Below are 25747 nucleotides of genomic sequence, written 5' to 3'. Positions count from 1 at the left end.
CGCGTTACCCCACTGATCTAGGTTCCTAGGATGCCGCACACGGCGAGACACTGGACTCCATGAGCGCGCGAGTTTTGCTGGTTGGACTGGGTGGCACGATCGCTACCGCCGCGGCCGACGGGATGCCCAGCCTCACCGCACAGCAGTTGGTGAGTGCCGTTCCTGGGCTGGACGCGACCGGGATCGAGCTGGATGTTCGGGACCTTCGCAACCTGCCGGGGGCCTCGCTCGGGTTTGACGATCTTGCCGAACTTGTCCGGCTGATTCGGGCGGCCAGCGTCACCGGGGTTGTGGTCACGCAGGGTACGGACACGATCGAGGAGACTGCCTATCTGCTCGACCTGTTGCATGACGGAGCGCAACCGGTCGTGGTTACCGGTGCAATGCGTAATGCCTCGCTTGCCGGGGCGGACGGGCCGGCCAACATCCTGGCGGCCGTTCGGGTAGCGGCCAGTCCGCAAGCGCGGGATCTGGGCTGCCTCGTTGTCATGGCCGATGAGATCCACGCCGCGGCCCGGGTCCGTAAGACGCACGCGACCAGCCTCGGAGCGTTCACGTCGGCTAATGGCGGGCCGCTCGGGTATGTCTCGGAGGGCACGGTCCGGATTGTCCAGCGGCCGGTGCGGCGGGAGGCGGGACGGGGGCTTCCGGAGGGTGGAACGGCGCCTCGGGTGGGTCTGATTGTGGCGACTCTAGGTGATGACGGGTCGTCGCTGCCCGTGTTGGCGGAGGGGCTCGACGGGCTGGTGGTGGCGGGCTTCGGGGTGGGGCATGTGCCGGCAACCTGGGTGGAGCACCTGGCGGCGGTGGCGCGGCGGATTCCGGTGGTGTTGGCGTCGCGGACCGGTGCTGGGTTTGTCGCCACGGCTACCTATGGGTTTGCGGGGTCGGAGCGGGATCTGATCAGTAACGGACTTCTGGCGGCTGGCGGGCTCGACGCGTACAAGGCCAGGCTGTTGCTTTTGATCTTGCTTTGGCACGGGGTGGGACGCGCTGAGATCACAGAAGCATTTGGCCGTACGTGATCAGGCCGGCCGGCGGGGAGCGCCGGCCGGCCCGGGAAGTACGGTCAGGAGAGCGGGCAGGTGTTGCGGTAGTCCTCGACGCCGGAGCCGGTCGGGCCGGGGCAGATGAACTGGTCGTAGCGCGTGTCGTTGTCGACGAAGCGCTTCAGCCAGGCAACCGCGAGGCGGCCGGTGAGGGTGTTGACCGACTGCGGGAAGAAGTGGCTGGCGGCGTTCAGCTCCAGGTATGCCTTCTCGCTGGCGGACGGGATGCTGTTGTAGAACGGGATCGAGTGCGACGCAACCGGGGCGACGCTGTCGGACTCGCCACCGATGATCAGAGTCGGAACTCGGAGGGTCGACCAGGACTTGGTGGCGTTCCACGGGGCGAGCGGCACGGCGGCCTGGAGCGACGGGCGGGTGCGGGACGCCTCGAGGGAGCCGCCGCCGCCCATCGAGTGGCCGGCCACGGCGAGCCGGCTCGAGTCGATGCGGCTGCGCACGGAGCTGGAGCGGGTCAGGTAGTCGAGCGCCGCCAGCAGTTGGTCGCCGCGCTGGCCGGGCTGGTCGAGCAGGGTGTTCGTCTCGATGCCGATGACCACGAAGCCGTGCGACGCGATCCGCGGGCCGAGCCAGGACAGGCTGGACCAGGTGGCGGTGAAGCCGGGCGAGATCGCGACCGCGCCGAAGGTGCCTTCACCGGTCGTCGTGGGGTAGTAGATCGTGCCGCCGCCGAAGCCGCTGACCAGCGAGGACACGTTCTCGGTGGCGACCGCGTACGGGCCACGGGAGGCGTCCAGTGTGGACTGGGTGGGGTTCGGGCCGCGCTGGTACGGGTTGTCTGCGGCTTCGGCGACGGCCACTCCGCCGCCGACCGTCAGGATCGCTGCGGCGGCCGCGGTGAACAGGGCGCGGGCAATTCGCTGGGCTGAGTGCACGGGACGCTCCTGGTGGGGGATGGGATTGGTGAGCGTCAGTGTTTGTTCGGCCTCGCGAGCCGCGCATCGGCGAAATCACCGGCCATGGCAATGACCGCGCAACACGGATGAAATCGCAGTAAACGAAAAGCCCTTCCGCCGCGGCGGTCCCGTTGGCGACACTCGCGGGGTGATTGATGCACTACAAGTGCAAGAAGTCTGCGGCCGGAAGGCGGAGCTAGCGGCCGTGCGGGCGCTGCTGGATGCGGCCGCAGCGGGGCGGGGCGGCGCCCTGGTCTTCATGGGCGCGGCAGGCGAGGGCCGCACCGCGTTGCTGCATGCTGCATCGCTGGCCGTCAGTCGGGGTGGCGTCGATCGGGGTGGCGTCGATCGGGGTGGCGTCGATCGGGGTGGCGTCGATCGGGGTGGCGTCGGTCAGGGTGGCGTCGGTCAGGGTCGTGTCGGTCAGGGTCGTGTCGGTCAGGGTCTTGCCGGTCGGGGTCGCGAAGCTGGGTCGCCGATGGACGGCCACCCCAGCCGGGCCGGGTTGTCGGTGCCCGGCGATGCGCATACCGGGCCCGGCTGGATGGTGCTGGCAGTGCCCGGTCACGCCGACGAACGTGCGCTGCCCTGGGCCGGCCTGCAAAGACTCCTCGCACCGTTGGCCGACGTGTTGCCGCAGGTGCCGGCTGCGCAGCGTGACCTCCTGGCACCGGTCGTGACGGGCCGTGATCCCGGCGCAGGTCAGGTCCCGCTCGCGCTCGCCGTCGTGGCCCTGCTCCGGGCGGCCCGGCGCCCGGCGTTGCTCCTCGCCGACGACGCCCATCTGCTCGACCCGCAGACCTGGCAGTTGCTCAAGCTGGTGGCGCATCGGCTCGATGGAGTCCGAGCGGCGCTGCTGGCATCGGCACAAACCGGCGAGCAACCCACATGCACAGCGTCAACATGTACGGAATCAACGTGCACGAAATCAATATGTACGGCATCAACATGTACCGCCCGAGCGGACACGACGCGAGCAGGAGCAGCAGCACGACAGGCGGAGCGAGCGGACGTCGCGCAAGCAACGACGGCGCAAGCAACGACGGCGCAAGCAGCGACGGCGCAAGCAGCGACGGCGCGAGCAACGACGGCGCGAGCAACGACGGCGCGAGCGGACAAAGGCCGAGCTGACACCGCCGGCCTGCCCGTCTGGCGGCTTCTCCCGCTCGATGACGAGGCCGGGCGGGAACTGCTGCGCCGCCGCCTCCCCGACCTCGCCGAAGACATGGCCACGGCGCTTCTCGAGCTGGCTGCCGGGAACCCCGCCGCCCTCGTCGACCTCGCCGGTGCGCTCACCCCGCAGCAACGGCGGGGTTTCGCGCCGCCGCCCACCGGGCTGCCCGACCACAGTGAGCTGCTGCGCCGCCTTCGTGCCGAGGTCGCCGCCCTCCCCGCACCGACGCGGGATCTGCTGCTACTGGCCGCCGCCGACCCCGATGCCACCCCGCACGAGCTCCGGGCGGCGAGCGGCGGCACCGAGCATTTCGAGGCGGCCGAGCGTGCCGGCCTGATCACCACGGCCGCGGGCGTTGTGCGTTTTGCGCCGGCTGTCCTGCGTACGGTCATCTATCAAAGCGCGCCTATCGCCCACCGCCACCTAGCCCACCGAGCCCTCGCCCGGGTCCGCCCGCACCTCCCCGCGCTGATGCACCGGGCCGTCGTGGCCGCCCGCCCGGACGAGACGCTGGCCCGCGAGCTCCTGGCCGCCGCCGCGGGCGCCGACCCGCGCGCCGAAGCCAGCTCGCGCGCCGAAGCCAACTCGCGCGCCGCCACCAACTCGCGCGCCGCCACCAACGGCGTCGACCCGCGACCCGCTGCCGGCGGCGTCGACCCGCGCGCCGCTGCCGCCGCCCAACGCCTGGCCGCCGGCCTCACCGCCACCAGAACCGCCCACGCCCTGGTCGCCGCCGCCCGGTCGTCCTGGAAAGCCGCCCGCCCCCAGGACGCCGGCCTGCTGTTGCGCCGCGCCGCCCGCAGCCCGGGATACGCCGAGGTCCGCCCCCGCGCCCGGGCCCTGACCGCCGAACTGAGGCTGCGCCGGGACCCGGCCGCCGCCCGCGACACCCTGCTCGACGTGGCGGCCGAACTGATGCCGTACGACCTTCCCGGTGCCCTGGACGCTCTGCTCCTGGCCGGTGAGGCGGGCTTCCGGGCCGGCGATCCCGGGCGATTTGTCGCATTGGCCCGCCGGGCCGCGCCGCGCCCGGACCAGCCCGCGGCGGTTCGGCTCGCCGGTCACCAGGTAACCGGGCTGGCCGACCTTCTGACCGGTGCCGACGAGGCTGCTTTCCGGCAGTTCCGGCACGTCCTGAGCCTCGCCGACCGGATCGCCGAGCCCGCGCTGCTGATTCCGGCCGCGATGGCCGCCGTGCTGATCGGCCAGGACCAGCGCGGCGCCCGCCTGGCCGCCCGCGCCGCCACCCTGGCCGAGAACTCCGGTGCCGCCGTGCTGGTCCCGGCCGCCCTCGAGGCCGTCGCGTTCGCCGAACTGGCCGCCGGGCGCTACGACGCCGCTACCGCCGCCGCGCTGGACGGTGCGGCCGTCGCCCACCGGTCGGCCGCCGGCACCCACCTGGCCCTGTTGGCGCTGCTGGCGGCGCTGGTCGGCGACCACGACACCGCGGTCGAGCGGATCCGGGCCGCCGGCGCCCAAGCCGAGGGGGATGTCCGGGCGCTGTGCGACTGGGCGTACGCCCTCCTCGATCTGGTGGCCGGTCGCTCGCGTGCGGCCGCCGGACGGCTCGCCGCGGTGGTGGCCGCGCCGCCGGGCCGGGCGTCCGCGCCGATCCGGATGGCCGTCGTCCCGCACCTGGTCGAGGCCGGTGCGGCCGACCCGCCGATGGACGGGGCCGGCGTCCCGTGCCTGGTCGAGGCCGGTGCGGCCGACCCGATGGCGGACGCGTTCGACCGCTGGGCGGCGCGGACCGGGGAGACGCCGTGGCTTGCCCTCCAGTCCCGGTGCCGGGCGCTGCGCAGCACGGACGACGCCGCGGCCGAGCACCACTTCGCGGAGGCGCTGCGGCGGCACCGGGCGGACGAGACCGACTTCGCCCGGGCGCACACCGAGCTGCTGTACGGCCGGCACCTGCGCCGGCGGCGCCGCAACGTGGCGGCCCGGGACCACCTGCGCCGGGCCGTGGACACGTTCCACCGGCTGGACGCCCACCCGTGGGCCGAGCAGACCGCCCGGGAACTGCGGGCCGCCGGGGAGCGGCCACCGGCGGCGCCGCGGTCCGGCGGGCCGTCGCTGACCGCCCAGCAGGAGCGGATCGCCGGGCTGGTCGCCGACGGCGCCACCAACCGGGAGGTGGCCCAGCAGCTGCACCTGAGCCAGCGCACGGTCGACCATCACCTGCGCAACGTGTTCGCCCGGCTCGGGGTGCGGTCCCGGACCGAGCTGGCCCGGACCCTACGGGCAGGATGATCTTGCCCATTCGGGCACAGTTCAGATTTTCTGCACCTCCACCGGAGTGATCAACTGACGGTCCCGGCCGGTCTCCCGGACGGCTCCGGTGAGGGTCACCGTTCCGGAACATGGCAGGTCGGTTGCGGAAGTACCGACGAGGATCTCGAGGTCGCCCGGTTCCACGATCCGGCGGTAGTCGCGGCCGGTGAACGCGGTCCGGTCGGTGTGCACCAGGAACCGCACGTCCTTGGCCTCGCCCGGCTCCAGCGGCACCCGGGCGAACCCGGTCAGCTGCCGCACCGGCCGGGTGACCTGCGCGACCACGTCCCGCAGGTAGAGCTGCACCACCTCGTCGCCGGCGCGCTCGCCGGTGTTGCGGACCCGCACCGTCACGCTGAACTCGCCGTCGGTGGGCACGTTGCGGTCGCTGATCCGCAAATCATCAACCCCAAAAGAGGTGTACGCCCTGCCGTGGCCGAACGGGAACAGCGGCGTCGGGTCCAGGTTGCTGACACCGCTGTTCTCGGCGCCCAGGACCGGCTGGAGGTAGGTGCCAGGCTGTCCGCCGGGGTGCCGGGGGACCTGCACCGGCAGCTTGGCGCTGGGCTGGACCCGCCCGCTGAGGATGCCGGCGATCGCGGCGCCGCCCTCCTCGCCCGGCATGAACGCCTGGACCAGGCCGGCCGCCCGGTCCGCGAACGAGCCGAGCGCGTACGGGCGCCCGGAGACCACCACGACCACCACCGGGGTGCCGGCCGCCAGCAGCTCGTCCAGCAGGGCGCCCTGCACGCCGGGCAGGCGCAGGTCCTCGGCGTCGCAGCCCTCGCCCGAGGTGCCGTGCCCGAACAGGCCGGCCAGGTCGCCCACCATCGCCACGCACAGGTCGGCGCCGCGGGCCGCCGCCACCGCGGCCGCGAAGCCCGAACGGTCGTCGCCGATCACGTCGCAGCCCGCCTCGTGCACGATCTCGGCGTCCGGGAGTTCGGCGCGCAGCGCGTCCACCGCGGTCGGCACGTCGATGCCGAGGCCGGCCTCCGGATAGCGGGGGAGCACGTGGTTGGGGAACGCGTAACAGCCCATGAACGTCCGCGGGTTGGCCGCGACCGGGCCGACCACCGCGACCTTGCGCAGCGCCGGGTCCAGCGGCAGCGCGCGGCCCGGGTCGAGCAGCACGATCGACTTCTCGGCCATCTCGCGGGCCAGTGCCCGGTTCGCGGGGGAGTCCAGGTCGACGCCCTCGGCGGCGGCCACCGACGCCTCCGGGGTCCAGCCGGCGTCGAGCAGGCCCAGCTCGGCCTTGTGGGTGAGCGCCCGGCGGGCGGCCCGGTCGACGATCTCCCCGGGGACGCGGCCGATGAGGCCGGGGCCGTAACCGAGCGTGTCCGGCAGCTCGACGTCGATGCCGGCGGCCAGCGCCTGCGCGCCGGCGTCGACCGTGTCGGCCGCGATCCGGTGCATGGTGGCCAGGAACGGCACCGCCCAGTAGTCGGAGACCACCGTGCCGGTGAAGCCCCACTGCTCGCGCAGCACCTCGGTGAGCAGCCACGGGTCGGCGCCGGCCGGCACCCCGTCGACGTCCGAGTACGAGTTCATCACCGAAGCGGCGCCGGCCTCCCGGATCGCCGTCTCGAAGGTCGGCAGGATCAGGTCGAGCAGCTCGCGGCGGCCCATCGGCACCGGGCCGTGGTTGCGGGCGCCGCGCGAGGCCGAATACCCGGCGAAGTGCTTGAGGGTGGCCAGCACGCCGGCGCTCTGCAGGCCGCGCACGTAGCCGGCGCCGAGCAGGGCGACCAGGTACGGGTCCTCGCCGATGGTCTCCTCGACCCGGCCCCAGCGGTAGTCGCGGACCACGTCGAGCACCGGGGACAGACCCTGGTGGATGCCGAGGGCCGCCATGTCCCGGCCGATCGCGGCGGCCATCCGCTCGACAAGTTCCGGATCGAAGGTGGCGCCCCAGGCAATCGCCGCCGGATAGACGGTAGCTCCGAAGGAAGTGAAGCCGGTAAGGCACTCCTCGTGCACGATGGCAGGTATGCCAAGTCGGGAGTTGGCCAGCACGACGCGCTGCTGGCGGATCACTTCGGCGGCGCCCTCAGCGGCGGTGACCGGGGTGCTTCCATACACCCGGGTGAGGTGGCCGAGGCCGTTGCGGCTCGCCTCGGCGAGCGGAACGGTCCCGGAGGCGGCGAAGACGTCCTGCATCGGCGCGACGTTCAACGCCTCTTCCGGGTCGGCCGGTGAGGTTTCAACTTCGGCATCCTTCATGTCGTTGCCGACCCACCGGCTGCCGAGTTGGGCTAGCTTCTCCTCGCTGGTCATTTCGGCCAGCAACAACTCCACTCGTTCTGCGACGGGTAGCGCCGGGTCCTGCCATGGCTGGTTCGCCTGCTCTGCGGTCACGGCGCAGCTCCTCCGGAAGTTACGAAACTTTCAGTCATTGCACAGCGCGCTCCAAGTACCTCACGAGGGTCGCCCGCGGGCGGGCGCGCCGGCGTCTACTCTTGCCTTGGGAGCGCGACCAGAGCAAGACCCTTGACATGATCAAGCCGAAACCCTACGTTAACGAAACCTCACGTTAACTTGCGGTCACCGTTCGAAAGTTGCAGTCTTTGTGACGGTGGCTACCAGCCCCACGACGATCCACTCGCCGCGGCCCGCCCGTGGCGTCCGAGTACGGAGATCAACGTGATCAATAGAAATATCTCCCGGCGAAACTTTTTGGGCCTGGCCGCGGGAACCGCGAGCGCCGCGGCTCTCGCGGCCTGTGGTAGTTCGGGTCCCAGCGAGAAGACCGACAACGGCGGCGCGGCCGCCGGCGGCGCGGCCACCTACTGGTCGCTGAGCGGCGAGCCGGGCGAGCCGATCCGCAAGGCCGCGGTCGACCGCTTCAACGCCGCCAACCCGAGCACCAAGATCACGCCCACGTTCTTCCAGAACGACGCGTACAAGCAGAAGATCAAGACGTCGCTCGGCGCCGGTGAGGGTCCCACGCTGATCTGGGGCTGGGGCGGCGGCGGCCTCAAGGAGTACGTGGGTTCCAACCAGGTCGAGGACCTCACCGACTGGTTCGCCCAGAACGCCGCGGTCAAGGACAAGATCCTGCCGTCGTCGTTCGGAGCCGCCACGGTCAACGGCAAGATCTACGCGATGCCGATCGAGACCGTGCAGCCGATCGTCCTGTACTACAACAAGAAGGTCTTCGAGAAGGTCGGCGTGCAGCCCCCGAAGTCGTGGGGCGAGATCATGGCGCTGGTGCCGAAGTTCAACGCCGCCAAGATCGCGCCGTTCTCGCTCGGTGGCCAGTCCCGCTGGACGAACATGATGTGGCTCGAGTTCCTGCTCGACCGCACCGCCGGCCCCGAGGTCTTCGACGCCGTCTTCGCGGGCGAGGCCAACGCCTGGTCCAACCCGGCCGTGCTGGACATGCTCACCAAGATCCAGGACCTGGTGAAGGCGAACGGCTTCCAGAAGGGCTTCTCGTCGACCACCGCCGACTCGAACGCCGACCAGGCGCTGCTCTACACCGGCAAGGCCGCGATGATGGTGCACGGCGCGTGGTCGTACGGCATCCAGAAGGCCGACGGCGGCGACTTCGTCAAGTCCGGCGGGCTCGGCTGGATGAACTTCCCGCCGGTCGAGGGCGGCAAGGGCGACCCGAGCAGCACCGTCGGCAACCCCGGCCAGTACGTGTCGATCTCGTCGAAGGCGACCGCCGAGGCGAAGGAGACGGCCAAGAAGTTCCTCTCCACCACCATGGTGGACGAGGAGGAGAAGGCCGGCTGGGTCAAGTCCGGCGGCGTCCCGGTCCTCAAGGGCAGCGAGTCGCTGTTCACCGGCGAGGACGCGCAGTTCCAGAAGGACATGTCGACGATCGCGGCCAACGCCAAGGTCTTCGCCCAGTCCTGGGACCAGGCGCTCAGCCCGACCGCGGCCGAGACCCTGCTGGACAACATCGCCAAGCTGTTCCAGCTGCAGGTCACCCCGCAGCAGTGGGTCGACGCCATGAACGGGGTCATCGGTAAATGACGACGATCGCTCCGCCCGCCGTACGCGCGCAGGAGACCAAGACTGCGAGCGGCGGGCGGAGCGGGCCCGTACTCTGGATGGCCCTGCCCGCGCTGATCATGTTCATCGCGTTCGGGGTCATCCCGCTGCTCGGCGTCCTCGCCCTCAGCTTCACCACCTGGAACGGCATCGGCACCATCCAGCCCACCGGGCTGACCAGCTGGAAGGCCCTGCTCGCCGACCCCGGCCTGCCGCACGCCATCTGGGTCACGTTCGAGATCATGATCCTGTCCTGGCTGGTGCAGACCCCGATCTCCATCCTGATCGGGGTGTTCATCGCGGCGCACAAGCGGTACCGATCGCTGCTGGCCGTGCTCTACTTCGTGCCGCTGCTGCTGTCCGCGACCGCCATCTCGATCACCTACAAGGCCCTGCTCGACCCGAACTTCGGCATCGGCTCCGGCTTCGGGATCGAATGGCTCAACCAGGACTGGCTCGGTGACTCGACGCTGGCCATGGGCGTGCTGGTCTTCGTGGTGTCCTGGCAGTTCATCCCGTTCCATTCGCTGATCTACCAGGGCGCGGTACGGCAAATTCCGCATTCGCTGTACGAGGCGGCGCAGATCGACGGTGCCGGCCGGGTGCGCCAGTTCTTCAGCATCACGTTTCCGCAGCTGAAGTACACGATCATCACGTCCTCGACGCTGATGGTCGTCGGTTCGCTGACGTTCTTCGACCTGATCTACGTGCTCACCGCCGGCGGCCCCGGCGACTCCACCCGGGCCCTGGCCCTGGAGATGTATCAGACCGGCTTCCAGGCCAACCTGATGGGCCCGGCCTCGGCGATCGCCGTGATCATCGTGGTCCTCGGCCTGATCCTCGCCCAACTGCTGCGCCGGCTCGGCGGCAAGGGCAACGAGAGCCAGTTGGAAGGTATGTGACGTGGCGACGATCCCCCACACCGCGCCACGGCGCATCACCCCGGTCGGCCGGATCCTCCGGCTGAACTGGATCGGCGGCAGCCTCGGCTGGATCTGGCTGCTGATCGTGATGATCCCGATCTACTGGATCGTCATCACCAGTTTCAAGACCCAGGCGAACTACTTCACCACCAACACGTTCGCCCCGCCGAGCGAACCGACATTCGACAACTACAAGCTGGTCATCGAGAACGACATCGTCCGGTACTTCATGAACAGCGTGATCGTCTCGATCGGCGCGGTGATACCGGCCGTCGTGATCTCGTTCATGGCGGCGTACGCGATCGTCCGCGGTGTCGGCAGCCGCTGGCTCCGGTCGATGAACACGCTGTTCCTGATGGGCCTCGCGATCCCGCTGCAGGCGGTGATCATCCCGGTCTATCTGATCATCATCCGGTTGAAGATGTACGACACGCTGTTGGCGATCATCCTGCCGTCCATCGCGTTCGCCATCCCGCTGTCCGTCCTGGTGCTGTCCAACTTCATCCGGGACGTGCCGCGGGAGCTGTTCGAGTCGATGCGGATGGACGGCGCCACCGAGTGGGGCACGCTGTGGCGGCTCGCGTTCCCGCTCACCCGCCCGGCGCTGGTCACCGTGACGATCTACAACGCGCTGGGCATCTGGAACGGCTTCCTGCTGCCCCTGGTGCTCACCCAGAGTCCCGACCAGCGCACCATGCCGCTCGCGCTCTGGACGTTCCAGGGTCAGTTCGGCGTCAACGTGCCCGCCATCGCGGCGTCGGTCACCCTCACTACCATCCCCATCATTTTGATGTACGCGATCGGGCGCCGGCAGCTACTGAGTGGTCTGACGGCGGGCTTCGGCAAGTAGGGCAGTGCTCTCCCGGACCACGAGTTCCGTGGCCAGTTCGACCCGGGGGGTTTCGATGGGTTCGCCGCGTGACATCCGCAGGACGGTGCGCGCGGCGAGCCCGCCCATGTCGGCGAGCGGCTGGCGCACGGTGGTCAGCGGCGGCGACGACCAGCGCGCCTCCGGCAGGTCGTCGAAGCCGACCACGCTCAGGTCGTCCGGCACCCGCAGTCCGCGCCGGCGGGCCGCCTCGTAGACGCCCAGCGCCATCTGGTCGCTGGAGGCGAAGATCGCGGTCGGCGGGTCGTCCCGGTCGAGGAGGCGCTCGGCCGCGGTGAAGCCACCCTCGTGCCGGAAGTCGCCCGGCTCGATGAGGCGCTTGTCGACCCGCAGGCCTGCCTCCTCCAGCGCGGCCCGGTAACCGTCCAGGCGGGCCCGGCTGCACAGCAGGTTTTTGGGCCCTTCGACCAGCCCGATCCGCCGGTGCCCCTTGGCGATCAGGTGCTCGGTGGCGCTGCGGCCACCGGACCAGTTGGTGGCGCCGATGGTCGGCACGTCCGCCGCGGTCCCGCCGGCCGGGTCGATGATGACCATCGGTACGTTGAGCCGGTGCAGCTCGGTGCTGACCGGACCGGCCCCGTCCGAGATCACCAGGATCACGCCGTCGGACTGGCGGGCCCGGAGATTCTGCAGCCACTGCCGGGTCGACGCGGTCCGCCGGTGCACCGCCGAGATGACCGTGCCGACCCCCGCGGCATGGGTCACTTCCTCCACACCACGGATCAATTCGACCGCCCACGGGCTGTCCAGATCGTGGAAGACGAGGTCGATGAGGCCGGCGCGCAACGGCTGGCGAGAGTTACGGGGGCGATAATCGTGCTCCCGGAGGAGGTGCTCGATCCGGTCGCGCGTCTCCGGCGACACATCAGTACGACCGTTGAGCACTCGGGACACCGTGGGTACCGACACCCCGGCCGCTTCCGCGATGGTCGCGATCGTCACCCGTCGTCCGCCCACGGCCATCCGACTCTCCTCGCCCTCCGCGGGGGTCGCTCTGAAACTTTCGTCCGCGGTGCCGGAAGTATTGCACACTCTGCGACACGCCCGGGCTTCGACAGCACCGGACCCCGCGACGATGATGGCTGCTGGCGTTTCGGTAGTCGAGCAATTTCCTACTCAACCGGAGGAAAACGCGATGCGATCGACCTCCCGGCCCCCGTCCGAACCGCGATCGAGGACGTGACGGCGGTGGTGGCGGCCCAGGTCGGCGGCGACGGCTTCAACTCGGAGATGACGATTCGCCCGGGTGCCGGCGATCCGTCAGGGGGTCAGGGCCGGATCAGGTCAGTGGTCGCGATGGCGAGCGGGAACGGTACGTTCGCGGTGAGGATTTCGCCGTGCTCTGCTATGGCATGCGGTGTGTACTCGCTGCCCTGCAGTTGGAACAGTCGCAGGCGAATCGACTCGTAGTCGGTCATGTCCGGCTCGACGAGGAGGTACCAGGGGATTCGGGCGACCTCGTAGAGCCGCATCTTCCGGGTGCGGTCGGTGTCGGCATTGCTGGGCGACGTGCTCTCGGCTACCAGGATCACCTCGGCGGCATCGGTGACCAGGCCGACGCGCCGCCGGTCGAGGTCGGCCACGACCAGGTCGGGAATGACCAGGCGGTCGGTTGCCAGCCGCACGTTGACGCCTTCGGCGACGCGAAGCTTGGTCGCCGACGCGGCCTCCTGGATGGCGGTATGGAGGCGAAAGGAGATCTCTTGATGCTCCCACGTGGGTCCCGGGCTCACCTGGAGTCTCCCGTCGATCAACTCGATGCGGTCGGAGGCCCGATCCAGCGCGAGATATTCCGCCTCGGTCCACGGGCCGGGGCGATCCAGGGACGCCTTGCTCATGGCCAGAGTCTTGCATGCCGGGGTCATGACACCATTGTCCAACGACTAGTTGACATGAGGAACTCCTGTCTCTAGAAGTCGAGGAGGTCTTCCGCGTGCAGTTGGAAGGGGAACGGGCCGTCGGTTTTCAGGACCTCGCCCAGTTCGGCGACCTTGTCCTTCACGTAGTGGTCGCCGGCCAGGCGTAGCAGGCGGACGGTGATCGCGGTGTGGTCCGGCAGCGACGGCTCGATCAGCAGGTACCAGGCGATGCCGGCGTCGGCGTACAGGTCGCGTTTCAGGCATCGGTCGACCATCGCGGTCTCCGGTGACGCCACCTCGCCGACGAGGATGACCTCGTCGGGGGCGACCGACTCGGCGCGGCGGTCGCAGCGGCCCGCCACCAGGTCGGGCAGCGCGACGCACTCGGGGCCGAGGCGGAGTTTGGCGCCGCGGAGCGCGCGGAAGCCGGCCGCCCGGGCCGGTGCGCGCAACGTGCCCAGCAGGTTGCAGGTGATGTCCTGGTGGATGTCGCCGGGGCGCGGGCCGAACCACAGCGAGCCGGCCAGCAGTTCGACGCGGCCGGCGGTCTCGCCCAGCTTCAGGTATTCGGCAGCGGTCCAGGGGAGCGGGATATCGAAAGTCACGCGACTAGCGTCGCACGACTAGTTGATATGCGTCAACGTGGCACGGACAGGGCGGGAGCCTGCGCGGCCTCGGCCAGGCGCAGCGCGACCGCGGTGTGGGCGTCGGTGATCAGGCCTACCGTGACGCGCAGGTGCGGGGCGCCGCGGCCGGGGGTGAACGATGCGCCGGCCGCGGCCGCGATGCCGGAGCTGGCCAGGGTGATCAGGGCGGACTGTTCGTCGGCGACCGGCAGCCAGATGTTCAGGCCGTCGCCGGGTGGCAGCAGCACGCCCGCCGCGCCCAGCGTGGTGACCACCAGCTGGCGCCGGCGGGTGTACTCGGCGCGGGCGTGCCGGACCGCGGCGATCGACACCGGGTCGGTGAGCAGGGCCAGCAGCAGGTGTTGCAGCAGGCGGCTGGTCCAGCCCTGGCCGAGCAGGCGCCGCTCCAGGATCGGGTCGAGCACGGTCGCCGGGCCGCCCACCGCGGCCAGGCGCAGGTCGGGACCGTGGGATTTCGAGAAGCTGCGCACGTGCACCGTCTGCCGGGGCAGGTGCGACCCGAGCGAGTGCAGCGGGCTGGACGCCACGTCGCCCGCCGAATCGTCCTCCACGGCGTACACCTGCGGGGTGTGCTCGAGCACCGCGGCGAGTGAGCGCGCCCGGGAGCCGGACCACGACGCGCCGGTGGGATTGAGGGCCCTGGGCTGGAGGAAGACGGCGGCGGGTCGCTCGGCAAGAGCGTTGGCGAGCGACGCCGGCAGCATGCCCTCGTCGTCGGTGTCGGCCGCCACCGCGGTCACGCCGAGCGCGTCGAGCAGGTCGAGCAGCGGCGGGAAGCACGGATTTTCCACCACCGCGCGGTCGCCGAGGCGCAGCAGCGAGGACGCGATCTGGTCGAGGGCGTCCATCGCACCGTCGAACACGGCCAGCCGGTCCGGCGGGAACGGCCAGCTGTCCCGCAGCAGTGCGGCCAACTCGGGCAGGACCGGCTCGTCCAGATAGCTCGACGGGGCGGGGGATAGCCCGCCGAGCGCTGGCAGAACCGGCAGAAGCAACGGATCCGGTACGCCGGTGGACAGGTCGAGCGTGAAGCCGGAGCGGGCGCGCAGGGCCGCCCGGTAGCGGCCCGGTCCACCCGTGCGGGACTGCGCGACGACCGTGCCGCGACGTCCGTCGGTCTGGATGGTGCCGGAGCGGCGCAGCAACTGCCAGGCTGCGCTGACCGTGGTCGGTGAAATCTGCAGCTCGGCGGCCACCATGCGCACCGGCGGCAGCTTGGCACCGGGCGCCAGCACGCCCTCGCCGACGGCACGGCCGACGGCCTCGGCCAGGCCGCGGGCGGTGGGTTCGCGCAGGAGATCACGTATCGCGGAAAACACTTTGTGACAGTACGTTCGAAGCATTGTTCGGTCCAGAGGTGTTACGTAACGTCCGGGGCATGAATCGAATCGCGCACTGGATCGGCGGCGCCGAGACCGCAGGCACCTCGGGCCGGGTGGGTCCCGTCTACAACCCCGCGAGCGGCGAGCAGTCCGGCGAGGTTGACCTGGCCTCGGCCGCGGAGGTGGCCGCCGCGGTCGCGGTTGCGAAGGAGGCCGGCCAGGCCTGGCGGTCGGCGTCGCTGTCCCGGCGGGCCGCGGTCCTGTTCAAGTTCCGCGAGCTGCTCGCCGAGCGGGCCGGCGAGCTGGCCGAGGTGATCACCAGCGAGCACGGCAAGGTGCTGTCCGACGCGGCCGGCGAGGTGGCCCGCGGCCTGGAAAACGCGGAGTTCGCCACCGGCATCCCGCACCTGATGAAGGGCGCGTACTCGGAGCAGGCCGCCACCGGCGTGGACGTCTACTCGATCCGCCAGCCGCTCGGCGTGGTCGCCGGCATCACCCCGTTCAACTTCCCGGCCATGGTGCCGCTGTGGATGTGCACCACGGCGATCGCGGCCGGCAACGCGTTCGTGCTCAAGCCCAGCGAGAAGGACCCGTCGTCGGCGCTGTTCCTGGCCCGGCTGTGGCGCGACGCCGGCCTGCCCGACGGTGTCTTCACCGTCGTGCACGGCGACAAGGAAGCGGTCGACGCGATTCTCGCCCACCCCGACATCGCGGCGGTCAGTTTCGTCGGCTCGACTCCGATCGCCAAGTACATCTACGAGACCGGTACCGCGCACGGCAAGCGGGTCCAGGCGCTCGGCGGCGCCAAGAACCACATGGTGGTGCTGCCGGACGCCGAACTGGACGCGGCCGCCGACGCCGCGGTCAGCGCCGCGTACGGCTCGGCCGGTGAGCGCTGCATGGCCGTCTCGGTCGTGGTGGCCGTCGGTGACGTGGCCGACCCGCTGGTGGACGCGATCGCGGCCCGGCTGCCCAAGCTGCGGATCGGCGCCGGCACCGACCCCGAGTCGCAGATGGGCCCGCTGATCAGCGCCGCGCACCGCGACAAGGTGGCCGGGTACGTGTCCCGCGGCGCCACCGCCGGCGCGACCGTGGTGGCCGACGGCCGGGTGGCCGACCTGCCCGCCGACGGCTTCTTCCTGGGCGTCACGCTGCTCGACAACGTCACCCCGGACATGGACGTCTACGCCGACGAAATCTTCGGTCCGGTGCTCTGCGTGGTCCGCGTGCAGACGTACGCCGAGGCCCTCGAACTGATCAACGACAACGAGTACGGCAACGGCACCGCGATCTTCACCCGGGACGGCGGCGCGGCCCGGCAGTTCCAGTTCGACGTGAACGCCGGCATGGTCGGTGTGAACGTGCCGATCCCGGTCCCGGTCGCCTACTACTCGTTCGGCGGCTGGAAGGCGTCGCTGTTCGGCGACACCCACATGTACGGCCCGGACGGCGTCCACTTCTTCACCCGCACCAAGGTCGTGACCTCGCGCTGGCCGGATCCGGGCACGTCCTCGGTCGACCTCGGCTTCCCCCAGACGAGGTGACCGTGACCGGCGAGCAGGTCCGCGCGGACGACCGCGCGCACGTCTTCCACTCCTGGTCGGCCCAGGGGCTGATCAACCCGATGCCGGTGGCCGGCGCCGAGGGGTCCTACTTCTGGGACTACGACGGCAACCGCTACCTGGATTTCGCCTCCCAACTGGTGAACGTCAACATCGGCCACCAGCACCCGCGGCTGGTCGCGGCGATCCAGGAGCAGGCCGCCAAGCTGTGCACCATCCAGCCGGCATTCGCCAACGACAAGCGCGGCGAGGCGGCCCGGCTGATCGCCGAGCTCGCACCGGCCCCGCTCAACAAGGTGTTCTTCACCAACGGCGGCGCCGAGGCCAACGAGAACGCGATCCGGCTGGCCCGCGGGCACACCGGCCGGCACAAGGTGCTCGCCACCTACCGCAGCTACCACGGCTCGACCAGCACCGCGATCACCGCCACCGGCGACCCGCGGCGCTGGCCCAACGAGCCGGCCGCGATCGGCGTCGTGCACTTCTGGGGCCCGTACCCGTACCGGTCTCCCTTCTATGCCGAGACCCCCGAGCAGGAGACCGAGCGCGCGCTGCGGCACCTGCGCGACACCATCGTCTTCGAGGGCGCCGGCACGATCGCAGCCGTGCTGCTGGAGACCGTGGTCGGCACCAACGGCATCCTGGTGCCGCCGCCCGGCTACCTGGCCGGGGTCCGCGGGATCTGCGACGAGTTCGGCATCGTGTTCATCGCCGACGAGGTGATGGCGGGCTTCGGCCGGTGCGGCGAGTGGTTCGCGGTGGACCGGTGGAACGTGACGCCCGACCTGATCACGTTCGCCAAGGGGGTCAACTCCGGATACCTGCCGCTGGGCGGCGTGGTCATCGCGGACGAGATCGCCGAGACGTTCCGGGAGCGGCCGTTCCCGGGCGGCCTCACCTACTCGGGACACCCGCTCGCGTGCGCGTCCGCGGTCGCCTCCATCGAGATCTTCAAGGAGGAGGGGATCGTCGAGCACGCCCGGGCGATCGGCGACGACGTGATCGCCCCGGGCCTGGCCGCGCTGGCCGCGAAGCACCCGAGCGTGGGCGACGTCCGCGGTCTCGGCGTGTTCTGGGCGATCGAACTGGTCCGCGACCGCGCGACCCGGGAACCGCTGGTGCCGTACAACGCCGCCGGCGCCGCCGCGGGACCGATGAACGAGGTGGCGGCGGCCTGCAAGCAGCGGGGCCTGTGGCCGTTCATCCACTTCAACCGGGTGCACGTGGTGCCGCCCTGCACGGTCACCGCCGACGAGGTGCGGACCGGCCTGGAGATCATCGACGGGGCCCTGGACGTGGCCGACAGGTATTACGCGGGCTAACCCCGGATTGCGTGGCCGTGGGGGTGGTCAACACCTGATTCCGTTTCAGTTGTGGAAAATGCTTCGGATTCCCTTGTCTAAGGTCCTTCGCGTGTGACAAGGTCCCTCAGGTCGTTCTGTGGGGGCTGTCACAAGCGCCCAACCGGGAGGTCAACCAGTGAGCAACGCGCTGCCCGAGCTGCGGAACTTCGTCGGCGGGTCGTACGCCGGCACCGCGGACGGGATGACCTCGGAGGTCCTCGACCCGTGCACGGGCGAGGCGTACGCGCTCGCGCCGGTCTCCGCGCCGCGCGACGTGGACACCGCGATGGCCGCGGCCGAGGCGGGCTTCGAGGCCTGGCGCGACGCGACCCCGGCCGAGCGGCAGCGCGCGCTGCTGCGGATCGCCGACGCGGTCGAGGCCCGGGCGGACGAACTGGTCGACGCCGAGTGCCGCAACACCGGCAAGCCGGTCGCCGCCACCCGGCAGGAGGAGATCGGGCCGCTCCTCGACGAGCTGCGCTTCTTTGCCGGCGCGGCCCGGATGCTGGAGGGCAAATCCGCCGGGGAGTACATGCGCGATCACACGTCGTACGTGCGGCGCGAGCCGATCGGCGTGTGCGCGCAGGTCACACCGTGGAACTACCCGATGGTGATGGCGGTGTGGAAGTTCGCACCGGCCATCGCGGCCGGCAACTCGGTCGTCCTCAAGCCGAGCGACACCACCCCGGTGAGCACGCTGCTGCTCGCCGAGATCGCCGCCGAGTTCCTGCCGCCCGGCGTGCTCAACGTGGTCTGCGGCGACCGCGACACCGGCCGGGCCGTGGTGGCCCACCCGGCGCCGCAGCTCGTCTCGATCACCGGCTCGACCCGGGCCGGCATGGAGGTCGCCGTGGCGGCGGCGACCGACCTCAAACGGGCCCACCTCGAGCTGGGTGGCAAGGCTCCGGTGATCGTCTTCGATGACGTGGACGTGGCGGCGGTCGCCGGGGCGATCGCCGGAGCCGGCTACTTCAACGCCGGCCAGGACTGCACCGCGGCGACCCGGGTGCTCGTACACGGGCGGGTCGCGGCCGACTTCACCGACGCGCTGGCCGAGGCCGCGGCGGCCACCCGGGTGGGACCGCCGTCCGACACCGGCGCGTTCTTCGGGCCGGTCAACAACGCCGGCCAGCTGGCCCGGGTGCGCGGCTTCCTCGACCGCGCGCCGGACCACGCCCGGATCGTCGCCGGCGGCAAGCAGGTCGGCGACCGCGGCTACTTCCTCGAGCCGACCGTGGTGGCCGGGCTCGAGCAGCGCGACGAGATGATCCAGGACGAGATCTTCGGCCCGGTCATCACGGTCCAGCTGTTCGACGACGAGGACAACGCGGTCCGCTGGGCCAACGACGTCCGGTTCGGGCTCAGCGCCAGCGTGTGGACGCAGAATCACGGGCGTGCCATGCGCGTGTCGCGGCGGCTCGACTTCGGGGCCGTATGGATCAATACACATCTACCCTTCGTGTCGGAGATGCCACACGGCGGCTACGGTCACTCCGGCTACGGCAAGGACCTTTCGATGTACGGGTTCGAGGAGTACACCCGGATCAAGCACGTGATGAGTTACCTGGGCTGACCCACCGACCGCCTCTTACGGTCCATCCCCCCGAGGACACAAAATATGACCACCCCACCCGACGGCCAGCCGGCCATCCGGTTAGCCGGTGTCCACAAGAACTACCTGTCGCACGGTGAGTCGGTGCCCGCCGTCAAGCAGCTGGAACTGGCGATCGGGCAGGGCGAGTTCTTCTCGCTGCTCGGCCCGTCCGGCTGCGGCAAGACCACCACGATGCGGATGATCGCCGGCTTTGAGGAGCCGAGCGCCGGCAAGGTCTTCCTGGACGGCAAGGACGTCACGGGGGTCGCGCCCAACAAGCGCGACGTGAACATGGTCTTCCAGTCGTACGCGCTCTTCCCGCACTTGAACGTGCTTCAGAACGTGTCCTTCGGGCTGGAGCGCAAGAGGGTCGGCAAGGACGAGATCCGCCGCCGGGTCGGCGAGATTCTCGAGATCGTCTCGCTGACCGGCATGGAGAAGCGGGTGCCCCGGGAGATGTCCGGCGGCCAGCAGCAGCGGGTCGCGCTGGCCCGCGCGCTGGTCAACCGGCCCCGCGCGCTGCTGCTCGACGAGCCGCTCGGCGCCCTCGACCTCAAGCTGCGCCAGCAGATGCAGGTCGAGCTCAAGCGCATCCAGCGCGACGTCGGCATCACCTTCGTCTACGTCACCCACGACCAGGGCGAGGCGCTGACCATGTCCGACCGGATCGCGGTGATGAACCTCGGGGTGATCGAGCAGCTGGGTACGCCGCGGGAGATCTACGAGCGGCCGGCCAGCCGCTTCGTGGCGGGCTTCATCGGTACGTCGAACATCGTCGACGGCAACGTGGAGCGCACCGACAGCGGCCTGGCGCTGCTCAGCTATTCGACCGAGGACCGGGTCGTGGTGCCGGTGGGCAGCGCGGTGCGGCCCGGCGACAAGATCGAGGTGTCGGTGCGGCCGGAGAAGATCGACCTGCACCGGGGAGTGCTGCCGGCGAGCGCCACGGGGGGAAGCGTACTTTCCGGCACCGTCAACGAGGTTGTGTATCACGGCACTTCGACCAATTACACCGTAGCCACCGCGGCCGGTGCAGACTTTACTGTTTTCGATCAAAACGCATCGAACGCCGATGATCTGGCCGGTCGCGGCGACCGTGTCTATCTCACGTGGGCCCCCCAGCACTCGTACATGATCGGAGTCTGACATGTCTGCCTCGAACTTCACCGATCCCTCCATGGTTCGTGGCCTCACCCAGCGCCGGCTCGGCCGGCGGGACGCGCTGCGGCTCTCCGGTCTCTCCGCCCTCGGCATGGCCCTGGCCGCCTGCGGGGTGGAGGGCAAGGGTGCGCCGGGCCAGAGCGCGGCGCCGGACGCGGTCGCCAAGTTCTGGGCCGGCAAGACCAAGAACGGCAAGATCGACTTCGCCAACTGGCCGCTGTACATGGATCCGGAGCATCCCGAGCTCAAGAAGTTCACCGCGGCGACCAAGACCACGGTGAACTACCAGGAGGTCATCCAGGAGATGGGGCCCTGGTTCGCCAAGGTGCAGCCGCAGCTGTCCGCGGGCCAGTCCATCGGCTACGACCTGATGGTCATCACCAACAGCATCCAGTTCACCCAGTTCCGCGACTCGGGCTTCCTGGCGCCGCTGGACCACGCGAAGCTGCCGAACTACGCGAAGAACGCCGGCGAGGCGTACAAGAAAGAAGCCTTCGACCCGGGCAACGTCTACAGCGTGCCGTGGGCCTCCGGGATGACCGGCATCGCCTACGACCGCAGCAAGACCGGCCGCGCCATCACCAAGCTGGCCGACCTGTGGGACCCGGCGTTCAAGGGCCGGGTCGGCATGTTCGCCGACACCCAGGAACTGGCCAACTTCGGCCTGCTGGCGCTGGGCATCAAGCCGGGCGAGTCGACCGCCGAGGACTGGGAGAAGGCGGCCAAGCACCTCAAGGACCAGAAGGACGCGGGCATCGTCCGCAACTACTACGACCAGAGCTACGTCGACGCGCTCGGCAAGGGCGAGGTCTGGATCACCCAGGCGTGGTCCGGCGACATCTTCCAGAAGAACGTCTCCGACGGCACGAACTTCGAATTCGTGATCCCGGAGGAGGGCGGCACCATCTGGACCGACAACATGACGATCCCGGTCACCGCGAAGAACCCGGTGGACGCGATCGAGCTGATCGACTTCTTCTACCAGGTCGACGTCTCGGCCACGCTGGCCTCGTACATCAACTACGTGTGCCCGGTGCCGGCCGCGAAGGACCAGATGATGAAGGACGCCGCCAAGCTCTCCGGCGAGGACCGCGAGGGGCTCGAGGAGATCGCGAACAGCCCGCTGGTGTTCCCGTCCCAGAACGAGTACTCGAAGCTGCACTACTACGTCACGTTCGAGGCCGCCAACGAGCAGCAGTCGTTCCAGCGGACCTTCGAACCGATCGTGCTGGGTTGACATGAACCGGGTGAAACGCCAGCTGGCGCCCTACCTGCTGATCTTTCCGGGCGGGTTGTGGCTGCTGCTGTTCTTTGCCGTCCCGATGGTCACGATGTTGTCGCTCTCCCTGCAGGAGGGCGACATCATCAACGGGTACGTGTTCACCGGGCGCTGGCAGACCTACGTCGAGGCGATCGGCGACTACCAGGAACAGCTGCTGCGGTCGCTGATGTACGGCGCCATCGCCACGCTGATCCTGATCGCGCTGGCCTTCCCGGTCGCGTACTGGATCGCCTTCTACGGCGGCCGGCGCAAATCCACGTACCTCTTCCTGCTCTTGTTGCCGTTCTTCGTGTCCTTCGTGCTGCGCACCATCTCGTGGCGGCAGATCCTCACCGACGAGGGCCCGCTCCTGCAGCCGCTCAAGCAGATCGGCCTGATCTCGGAGAACTACCACATTCTCGGAACGCCGTACGCGGTGATCGGTGGCCTGGTCTACAACTTCCTGCCGTTCATGGTGCTGCCGGTGTACGTCGCCCTGGAACGGATCGACCCGCGCGTGGTCGAGGCCGCCCGGGACCTGTACGCCAACCCGGCCACCGCGTTCCGCAAGGTGATCTTCCCGCTCGCCCTGCCCGGTGTTTTCGCCGGCGTGCTGATGACGTTCGTGCCGGTCAGTTCCGACTACGTGAACTCGGCGGTGCTGGGCAGCTCGGAGACCACCATGATCGGCCAGGTGATCCAGGCGCAGTACCTGGCCAACTCCAACTACCCGACGGCCTCGGCGCTGTCGTTCGTGCTGATGGCGGTGCTGCTGATCGGCGTCTTCACGTACGCCCGGGCGCTGGGCACCGAGGACGTCATGAAGGTGGCGGCGCGATGACCACGACCCTGGAAGCGCCGGCCACGACGGCGCCGGCACCAGCGCTCCGGCCGCGGCGGCGGTTCGGCGGCGCGACCGTGCTGTACGTGTACACCTGGCTGGTCATCGCGTGGCTGGCGCTGCCCATCTTCGTGATGATCCTGTTCGGGTTCAACGACACTCCGGGTCGCTTCAACCAGACCTGGGAGGGCTTCACGCTGAAGTGGTACGGCCAGGTCTTCGCGCTCGAGGAACTGACCAAGGCCCTGGTCTACTCGCTGCTGATCGCGCTGGTCTCCAGCGTGGTGTCGACCGCGCTGGGCACCGGCATCGGGTACGCGCTGGGCCGCTACCGCTTCCGCGGCTCCGGCTCGATGAACCTGATCATGTTCGCCACCATGTCGTCGCCCGAGCTGATCATGGGTGCCTCGCTGCTCACCCTGTTCGTCTCGACCGGCGCCGGCCTGGGCCCGGTGACCATCACGATCGCGCACATCATGTTCTCGATCTCGTTCGTCGCTACTGTGGTCCGGGCCCGGGTGCTGACCCTGGACCGGTCCATCGAGGAGGCCGCCGCCGACCTGGGCGCCGCGCCGTGGACCACGTTCTGGCGGATCACCTTCCCGATCATCCTGCCGGCGGTCTTCTCCGGCCTGATGCTCGCCTTCGCCCTCTCCATCGACGACTTCGTCGTCAGCAACTTCACGGCCGGCACCACGGTGACCTTCCCGCTGTGGATCTGGGGCGCCACCCGGGTCGGCCTGCCGCCCCAGGTGAACGTCATGGGCACCCTGATCTTCGCGACCGGCGTGCTGATCGCGGTGGTCACGAGCATCCGCTCGCGGCAGGGTAAGCGGGATTGACAACTCGTGCTGTCCGCTCTCCAGGACGCCATACCTGAGCCGTACTGGCTGACCCAACCCGGGGCTCCGGCCCCCGCCGCACCCCTCGACGGCGTGACCACCGCGGATCTCGCGGTGGTCGGCGCCGGCTACAGCGGCCTGTGGACCGCGCTGATCGCCAAGGAACGCGACCCCGCCCTCGACGTTGTGGTCATCGAGGCGGGCACGGCCGGCTGGGCCGCGTCCGGGCGCAACGGCGGCTTCTGCTCGGCGAGCCTCACCCACGGTTTCGAGAACGGGCTCAGCCGCTTCCCGGGCGAGCTGGACACGCTGCTCAAGCTGGGCCGGGACAACCTGGACGAGATCGAGGCCACGGTCACCCGGCACGGCATCGACTGCGACTTCCGCCGGTCCGGCGAGCTGCAGGTGGCCACCGCGGACTGGCAGTGGCGCGACCTGGTCGAGTCGCATGCGGCCGAGGCGGCCCGCGGTCTCGACGTGGACCTGCTCAACCAGGAGGAGGTACGCGCGGAGGTGGCGTCACCGACGTACCTCGGCGGTGTCTGGGACCGCACCGGCTGCGCCATGGTCGACCCGGCGCGGCTCGCCTGGGGCCTTCGCCGCGCCTGCCTGGCCCTGGGTGTGCGCTTCTACGAGAACAGCCCGGTCGACCGGATCACCGCGACCCGCGCCGGCCTGGCCCTGCACACCTGGCGCGGCCGGCTGACCGCGGCCCGGGTCGCGCTGGCCACCGGCGCGCACGGCCGCCTGCTCAAGCGCCTGCGCCAGTTCGTGGTGCCGGTGTACGACTACGCCCTGATGACCGAGCCGCTGTCGGACGCACAGCTGGCCGCGATCGGCTGGCAGAACCGCCAGGGCATCGGCGACGGCGGCAACCAGTTCCACTACTACCGGCTGACCGCCGACAACCGCATCCTGTGGGGCGGCTACGACGCCGTCTACTACAACGGCGGCAAGATCATGCCCGAGTACGACCAGCGCGAGGCCACCTTCGAGGTGCTGGCCGACCACTTCGCGGCCACCTTCCCGCAGTTGGAGGGCCTGCGCTTCAGCCACAAGTGGGGCGGCGTGATCGACTGCTGCAGTCGCTTCAGCGCCTTCTTCGGCACCGCCCACGGCGGCCGGCTGGCTTACGCAACCGGCTACACGGGCCTGGGCGTGGGCGCCACCCGCTTCGGCGCCAAGGTGATGCTCGACCTGCTCACCGGCCGCCCCACCGACCTGACCAGCCTGGCCATGGTCCGCCGCAAGCCGGTACCGTTCCCGCCCGAGCCGCTGCGCTCCGGCGTCATCCAGCTGACCCGCTGGTCCATCGCCCGCGCCGACCGCACCCAGGGCCGCCGCAACCTGTGGCTGCGCACCCTGGACACGTTGGGCCTGGGCTTCGACTCGTGACCGCTCCGGATCGCAGTCTCGGCCCGGCGGGACGGCGCTCGCCCAGACGTTTGCCGCAACGTCCACCCTGGCGCCACCCGATCCGGTGGCGTTGTCGTGATGTGCCGGCGGCCGGGTGTCGACGGCACATAGCGTGCGGGGCATGACGCGTTCGGACGCGGTGCGCAACCGGGAACGCATCCTCGACGTGGCCCGCGCCGTCCTCGGTGAACACGGCACCCAGGCGTCGCTGCGGGACGTGGCGCGCCGGGCCGAGGTGGGGCTGGGCACGCTGTACCGGCACTTCCCGAGCCGGGACGCGCTGCTGGAGACGCTGACCCGCCGGCGGTTCGAGCATCTCACCGCGCGGGCGGACGTGCTGGCCGCGCGGGCCGAGGCGGGCGCGGCGCTGACCGGGTGGATGACCGAGTTCGCGTACGGCGCCGGCGCGTACCGTGGCCTCCCGAACGAGATCCTGGCGACGCTCGCGGACGAGAGCTCGCCCCTGCACCCAGCCTGCGTGGCCCTGCGGAACGCCGCGCAGCGGCTGCTGACCACCGCCCAGCGGGCCGGGCGGATCCGGCCGGACCTCACCGCTGCCGAGCTGTTCGCGCTGGTCAACGCGGTGGGCTGGATCGCCGAACGGGCACCTGAGCTGGACCGTCGGGAACGCCTGGTGGAACTGATCTTGGGCGGACTCCGCAGCCACGCATGAA

General features: G+C 70.2%; 22 protein-coding genes. 15 read left to right on the top strand and 7 right to left on the bottom strand.

The features are described from left to right. Positions 1 to 50: 50 nt before the first annotated feature. Positions 51 to 1025, top strand: a complete 975-nt coding sequence (locus Ari01nite_RS23510) for an asparaginase (protein WP_438872221.1) — start codon at positions 51 to 53, stop codon at positions 1023 to 1025. 44 nt (positions 1026 to 1069) lie between these two features. Here Ari01nite_RS23510 and Ari01nite_RS23505 read toward each other — a convergent pair whose 3' ends face one another. Together Ari01nite_RS23505 and Ari01nite_RS23500 are read right to left on the bottom strand one after the other, a co-directional pair. After that, positions 1070 to 1942 carry an alpha/beta hydrolase family protein gene (locus Ari01nite_RS23505; protein WP_203783996.1) on the bottom strand — a complete coding sequence of 291 codons (873 nt, stop codon included), beginning with the start codon at positions 1940 to 1942 and terminating at the stop codon, positions 1070 to 1072. Between the two features lie 217 nt (positions 1943 to 2159). Then, positions 2160 to 2792, bottom strand: coding sequence for a hypothetical protein (locus tag Ari01nite_RS23500; RefSeq protein WP_203783995.1), 633 nt, complete (start codon positions 2790 to 2792; stop codon positions 2160 to 2162). A 59-nt stretch (positions 2793 to 2851) separates the two neighbouring features. Here Ari01nite_RS23500 and Ari01nite_RS23495 point away from each other — a divergent pair, with 59 nt between their 5' ends. Further along, positions 2852 to 3094 (top strand): hypothetical protein, encoded by a 243-nt coding sequence (locus Ari01nite_RS23495; RefSeq protein WP_203783991.1) that lies wholly within the window; start codon positions 2852 to 2854, stop codon positions 3092 to 3094. Between the two features lie 94 nt (positions 3095 to 3188). Then, positions 3189 to 5387, top strand: coding sequence for a helix-turn-helix domain-containing protein (locus Ari01nite_RS23490; protein ID WP_203783989.1), 2199 nt, complete (start codon positions 3189 to 3191; stop codon positions 5385 to 5387). A gap of 21 nt (positions 5388 to 5408) precedes the next feature. On the opposite strand, the gene Ari01nite_RS23485 is transcribed toward Ari01nite_RS23490, so the two are convergent. After that, positions 5409 to 7769, bottom strand: coding sequence for a glycoside hydrolase family 3 N-terminal domain-containing protein (locus tag Ari01nite_RS23485; protein WP_203783987.1), 2361 nt, complete (start codon positions 7767 to 7769; stop codon positions 5409 to 5411). A gap of 285 nt (positions 7770 to 8054) precedes the next feature. Between Ari01nite_RS23485 and Ari01nite_RS23480 the strand changes: the two genes are divergently transcribed. Genes Ari01nite_RS23480 through Ari01nite_RS23470 form a run of 3 tightly spaced genes read left to right on the top strand, consistent with a single transcriptional unit; the run spans position 8055 to position 11186 of the window. Then, on the top strand, positions 8055 to 9395 hold the full coding sequence (locus Ari01nite_RS23480) for an extracellular solute-binding protein (protein WP_203783985.1): 1341 nt from the start codon (positions 8055 to 8057) through the stop codon (positions 9393 to 9395). Then, on the top strand, positions 9392 to 10315 hold the full coding sequence (locus Ari01nite_RS23475) for a carbohydrate ABC transporter permease (protein WP_203783979.1): 924 nt from the start codon (positions 9392 to 9394) through the stop codon (positions 10313 to 10315). The genes Ari01nite_RS23480 and Ari01nite_RS23475 overlap by 4 nt, the downstream gene beginning before the upstream one ends. A gap of 1 nt (position 10316) precedes the next feature. Beyond that, entirely contained in the window at positions 10317 to 11186 is an 870-nt protein-coding gene (locus Ari01nite_RS23470; RefSeq protein WP_239162948.1) for a carbohydrate ABC transporter permease, read from the top strand. Here the strand turns inward: Ari01nite_RS23470 and Ari01nite_RS23465 are convergent. The 4 genes from Ari01nite_RS23465 to Ari01nite_RS23450 form a co-directional block, all read right to left on the bottom strand. After that, complete coding sequence (locus Ari01nite_RS23465) at positions 11151 to 12188, bottom strand: LacI family DNA-binding transcriptional regulator (RefSeq protein WP_203783978.1); 1038 nt, start codon at positions 12186 to 12188, stop codon at positions 11151 to 11153. The two genes, Ari01nite_RS23470 and Ari01nite_RS23465, sit on opposite strands and share 36 nt — an antisense overlap. A 305-nt stretch (positions 12189 to 12493) precedes the next feature. Then, positions 12494 to 13105, bottom strand: coding sequence for a Uma2 family endonuclease (locus Ari01nite_RS23460; RefSeq protein ID WP_239162947.1), 612 nt, complete (start codon positions 13103 to 13105; stop codon positions 12494 to 12496). A gap of 29 nt (positions 13106 to 13134) precedes the next feature. Further along, entirely contained in the window at positions 13135 to 13689 is a 555-nt protein-coding gene (locus Ari01nite_RS23455; RefSeq protein ID WP_203783977.1) for a Uma2 family endonuclease, read from the bottom strand. Positions 13690 to 13721: 32 nt separating this feature from the next. Next, entirely contained in the window at positions 13722 to 15050 is a 1329-nt protein-coding gene (locus tag Ari01nite_RS23450; protein WP_203783976.1) for a GntR family transcriptional regulator, read from the bottom strand. Positions 15051 to 15109: 59 nt separating this feature from the next. Here Ari01nite_RS23450 and Ari01nite_RS23445 point away from each other — a divergent pair, with 59 nt between their 5' ends. The 9 genes from Ari01nite_RS23445 (at position 15110) to Ari01nite_RS23405 (ending at position 25746) form a co-directional block, all read left to right on the top strand. Then, positions 15110 to 16597: a CoA-acylating methylmalonate-semialdehyde dehydrogenase gene (locus tag Ari01nite_RS23445; RefSeq protein ID WP_203783975.1), complete on the top strand. Its 1488-nt coding sequence runs from the start codon at positions 15110 to 15112 to the stop codon at positions 16595 to 16597. 2 nt (positions 16598 to 16599) lie between these two features. After that, on the top strand, positions 16600 to 17937 hold the full coding sequence (locus Ari01nite_RS23440) for an aspartate aminotransferase family protein (protein WP_203783973.1): 1338 nt from the start codon (positions 16600 to 16602) through the stop codon (positions 17935 to 17937). Between the two features lie 157 nt (positions 17938 to 18094). After that, on the top strand, positions 18095 to 19531 hold the full coding sequence (locus Ari01nite_RS23435; RefSeq protein ID WP_275410865.1) for an aminobutyraldehyde dehydrogenase: 1437 nt from the start codon (positions 18095 to 18097) through the stop codon (positions 19529 to 19531). 45 nt (positions 19532 to 19576) lie between these two features. Continuing rightward, complete coding sequence (locus tag Ari01nite_RS23430; RefSeq protein ID WP_203783972.1) at positions 19577 to 20698, top strand: ABC transporter ATP-binding protein; 1122 nt, start codon at positions 19577 to 19579, stop codon at positions 20696 to 20698. A 1-nt stretch (position 20699) separates the two neighbouring features. After that, a complete protein-coding gene (locus Ari01nite_RS23425) occupies positions 20700 to 21950 on the top strand; it encodes a polyamine ABC transporter substrate-binding protein (RefSeq protein ID WP_203783971.1) in 1251 nt (416 codons plus the stop codon). A gap of 1 nt (position 21951) precedes the next feature. Beyond that, complete coding sequence (locus Ari01nite_RS23420) at positions 21952 to 22815, top strand: ABC transporter permease (RefSeq protein WP_203783970.1); 864 nt, start codon at positions 21952 to 21954, stop codon at positions 22813 to 22815. Continuing rightward, on the top strand, positions 22812 to 23657 hold the full coding sequence (locus Ari01nite_RS23415) for an ABC transporter permease (protein ID WP_203783969.1): 846 nt from the start codon (positions 22812 to 22814) through the stop codon (positions 23655 to 23657). The genes Ari01nite_RS23420 and Ari01nite_RS23415 overlap by 4 nt, the downstream gene beginning before the upstream one ends. 6 nt (positions 23658 to 23663) lie before the next feature. Then, positions 23664 to 25052, top strand: a complete 1389-nt coding sequence (locus tag Ari01nite_RS23410; RefSeq protein WP_203783966.1) for an NAD(P)/FAD-dependent oxidoreductase — start codon at positions 23664 to 23666, stop codon at positions 25050 to 25052. A 142-nt stretch (positions 25053 to 25194) separates the two neighbouring features. Next, positions 25195 to 25746: a TetR/AcrR family transcriptional regulator gene (locus tag Ari01nite_RS23405; RefSeq protein WP_203783965.1), complete on the top strand. Its 552-nt coding sequence runs from the start codon at positions 25195 to 25197 to the stop codon at positions 25744 to 25746. Position 25747: the final 1 nt, after the last annotated feature.

This window comes from Paractinoplanes rishiriensis (assembly GCF_016862375.1).
In the GTDB taxonomy this organism is placed as follows: Bacteria; Actinomycetota; Actinomycetes; order Mycobacteriales; family Micromonosporaceae; genus Actinoplanes; species Actinoplanes rishiriensis.
This window is presented reverse-complemented; position numbering and strand designations above follow the sequence as displayed.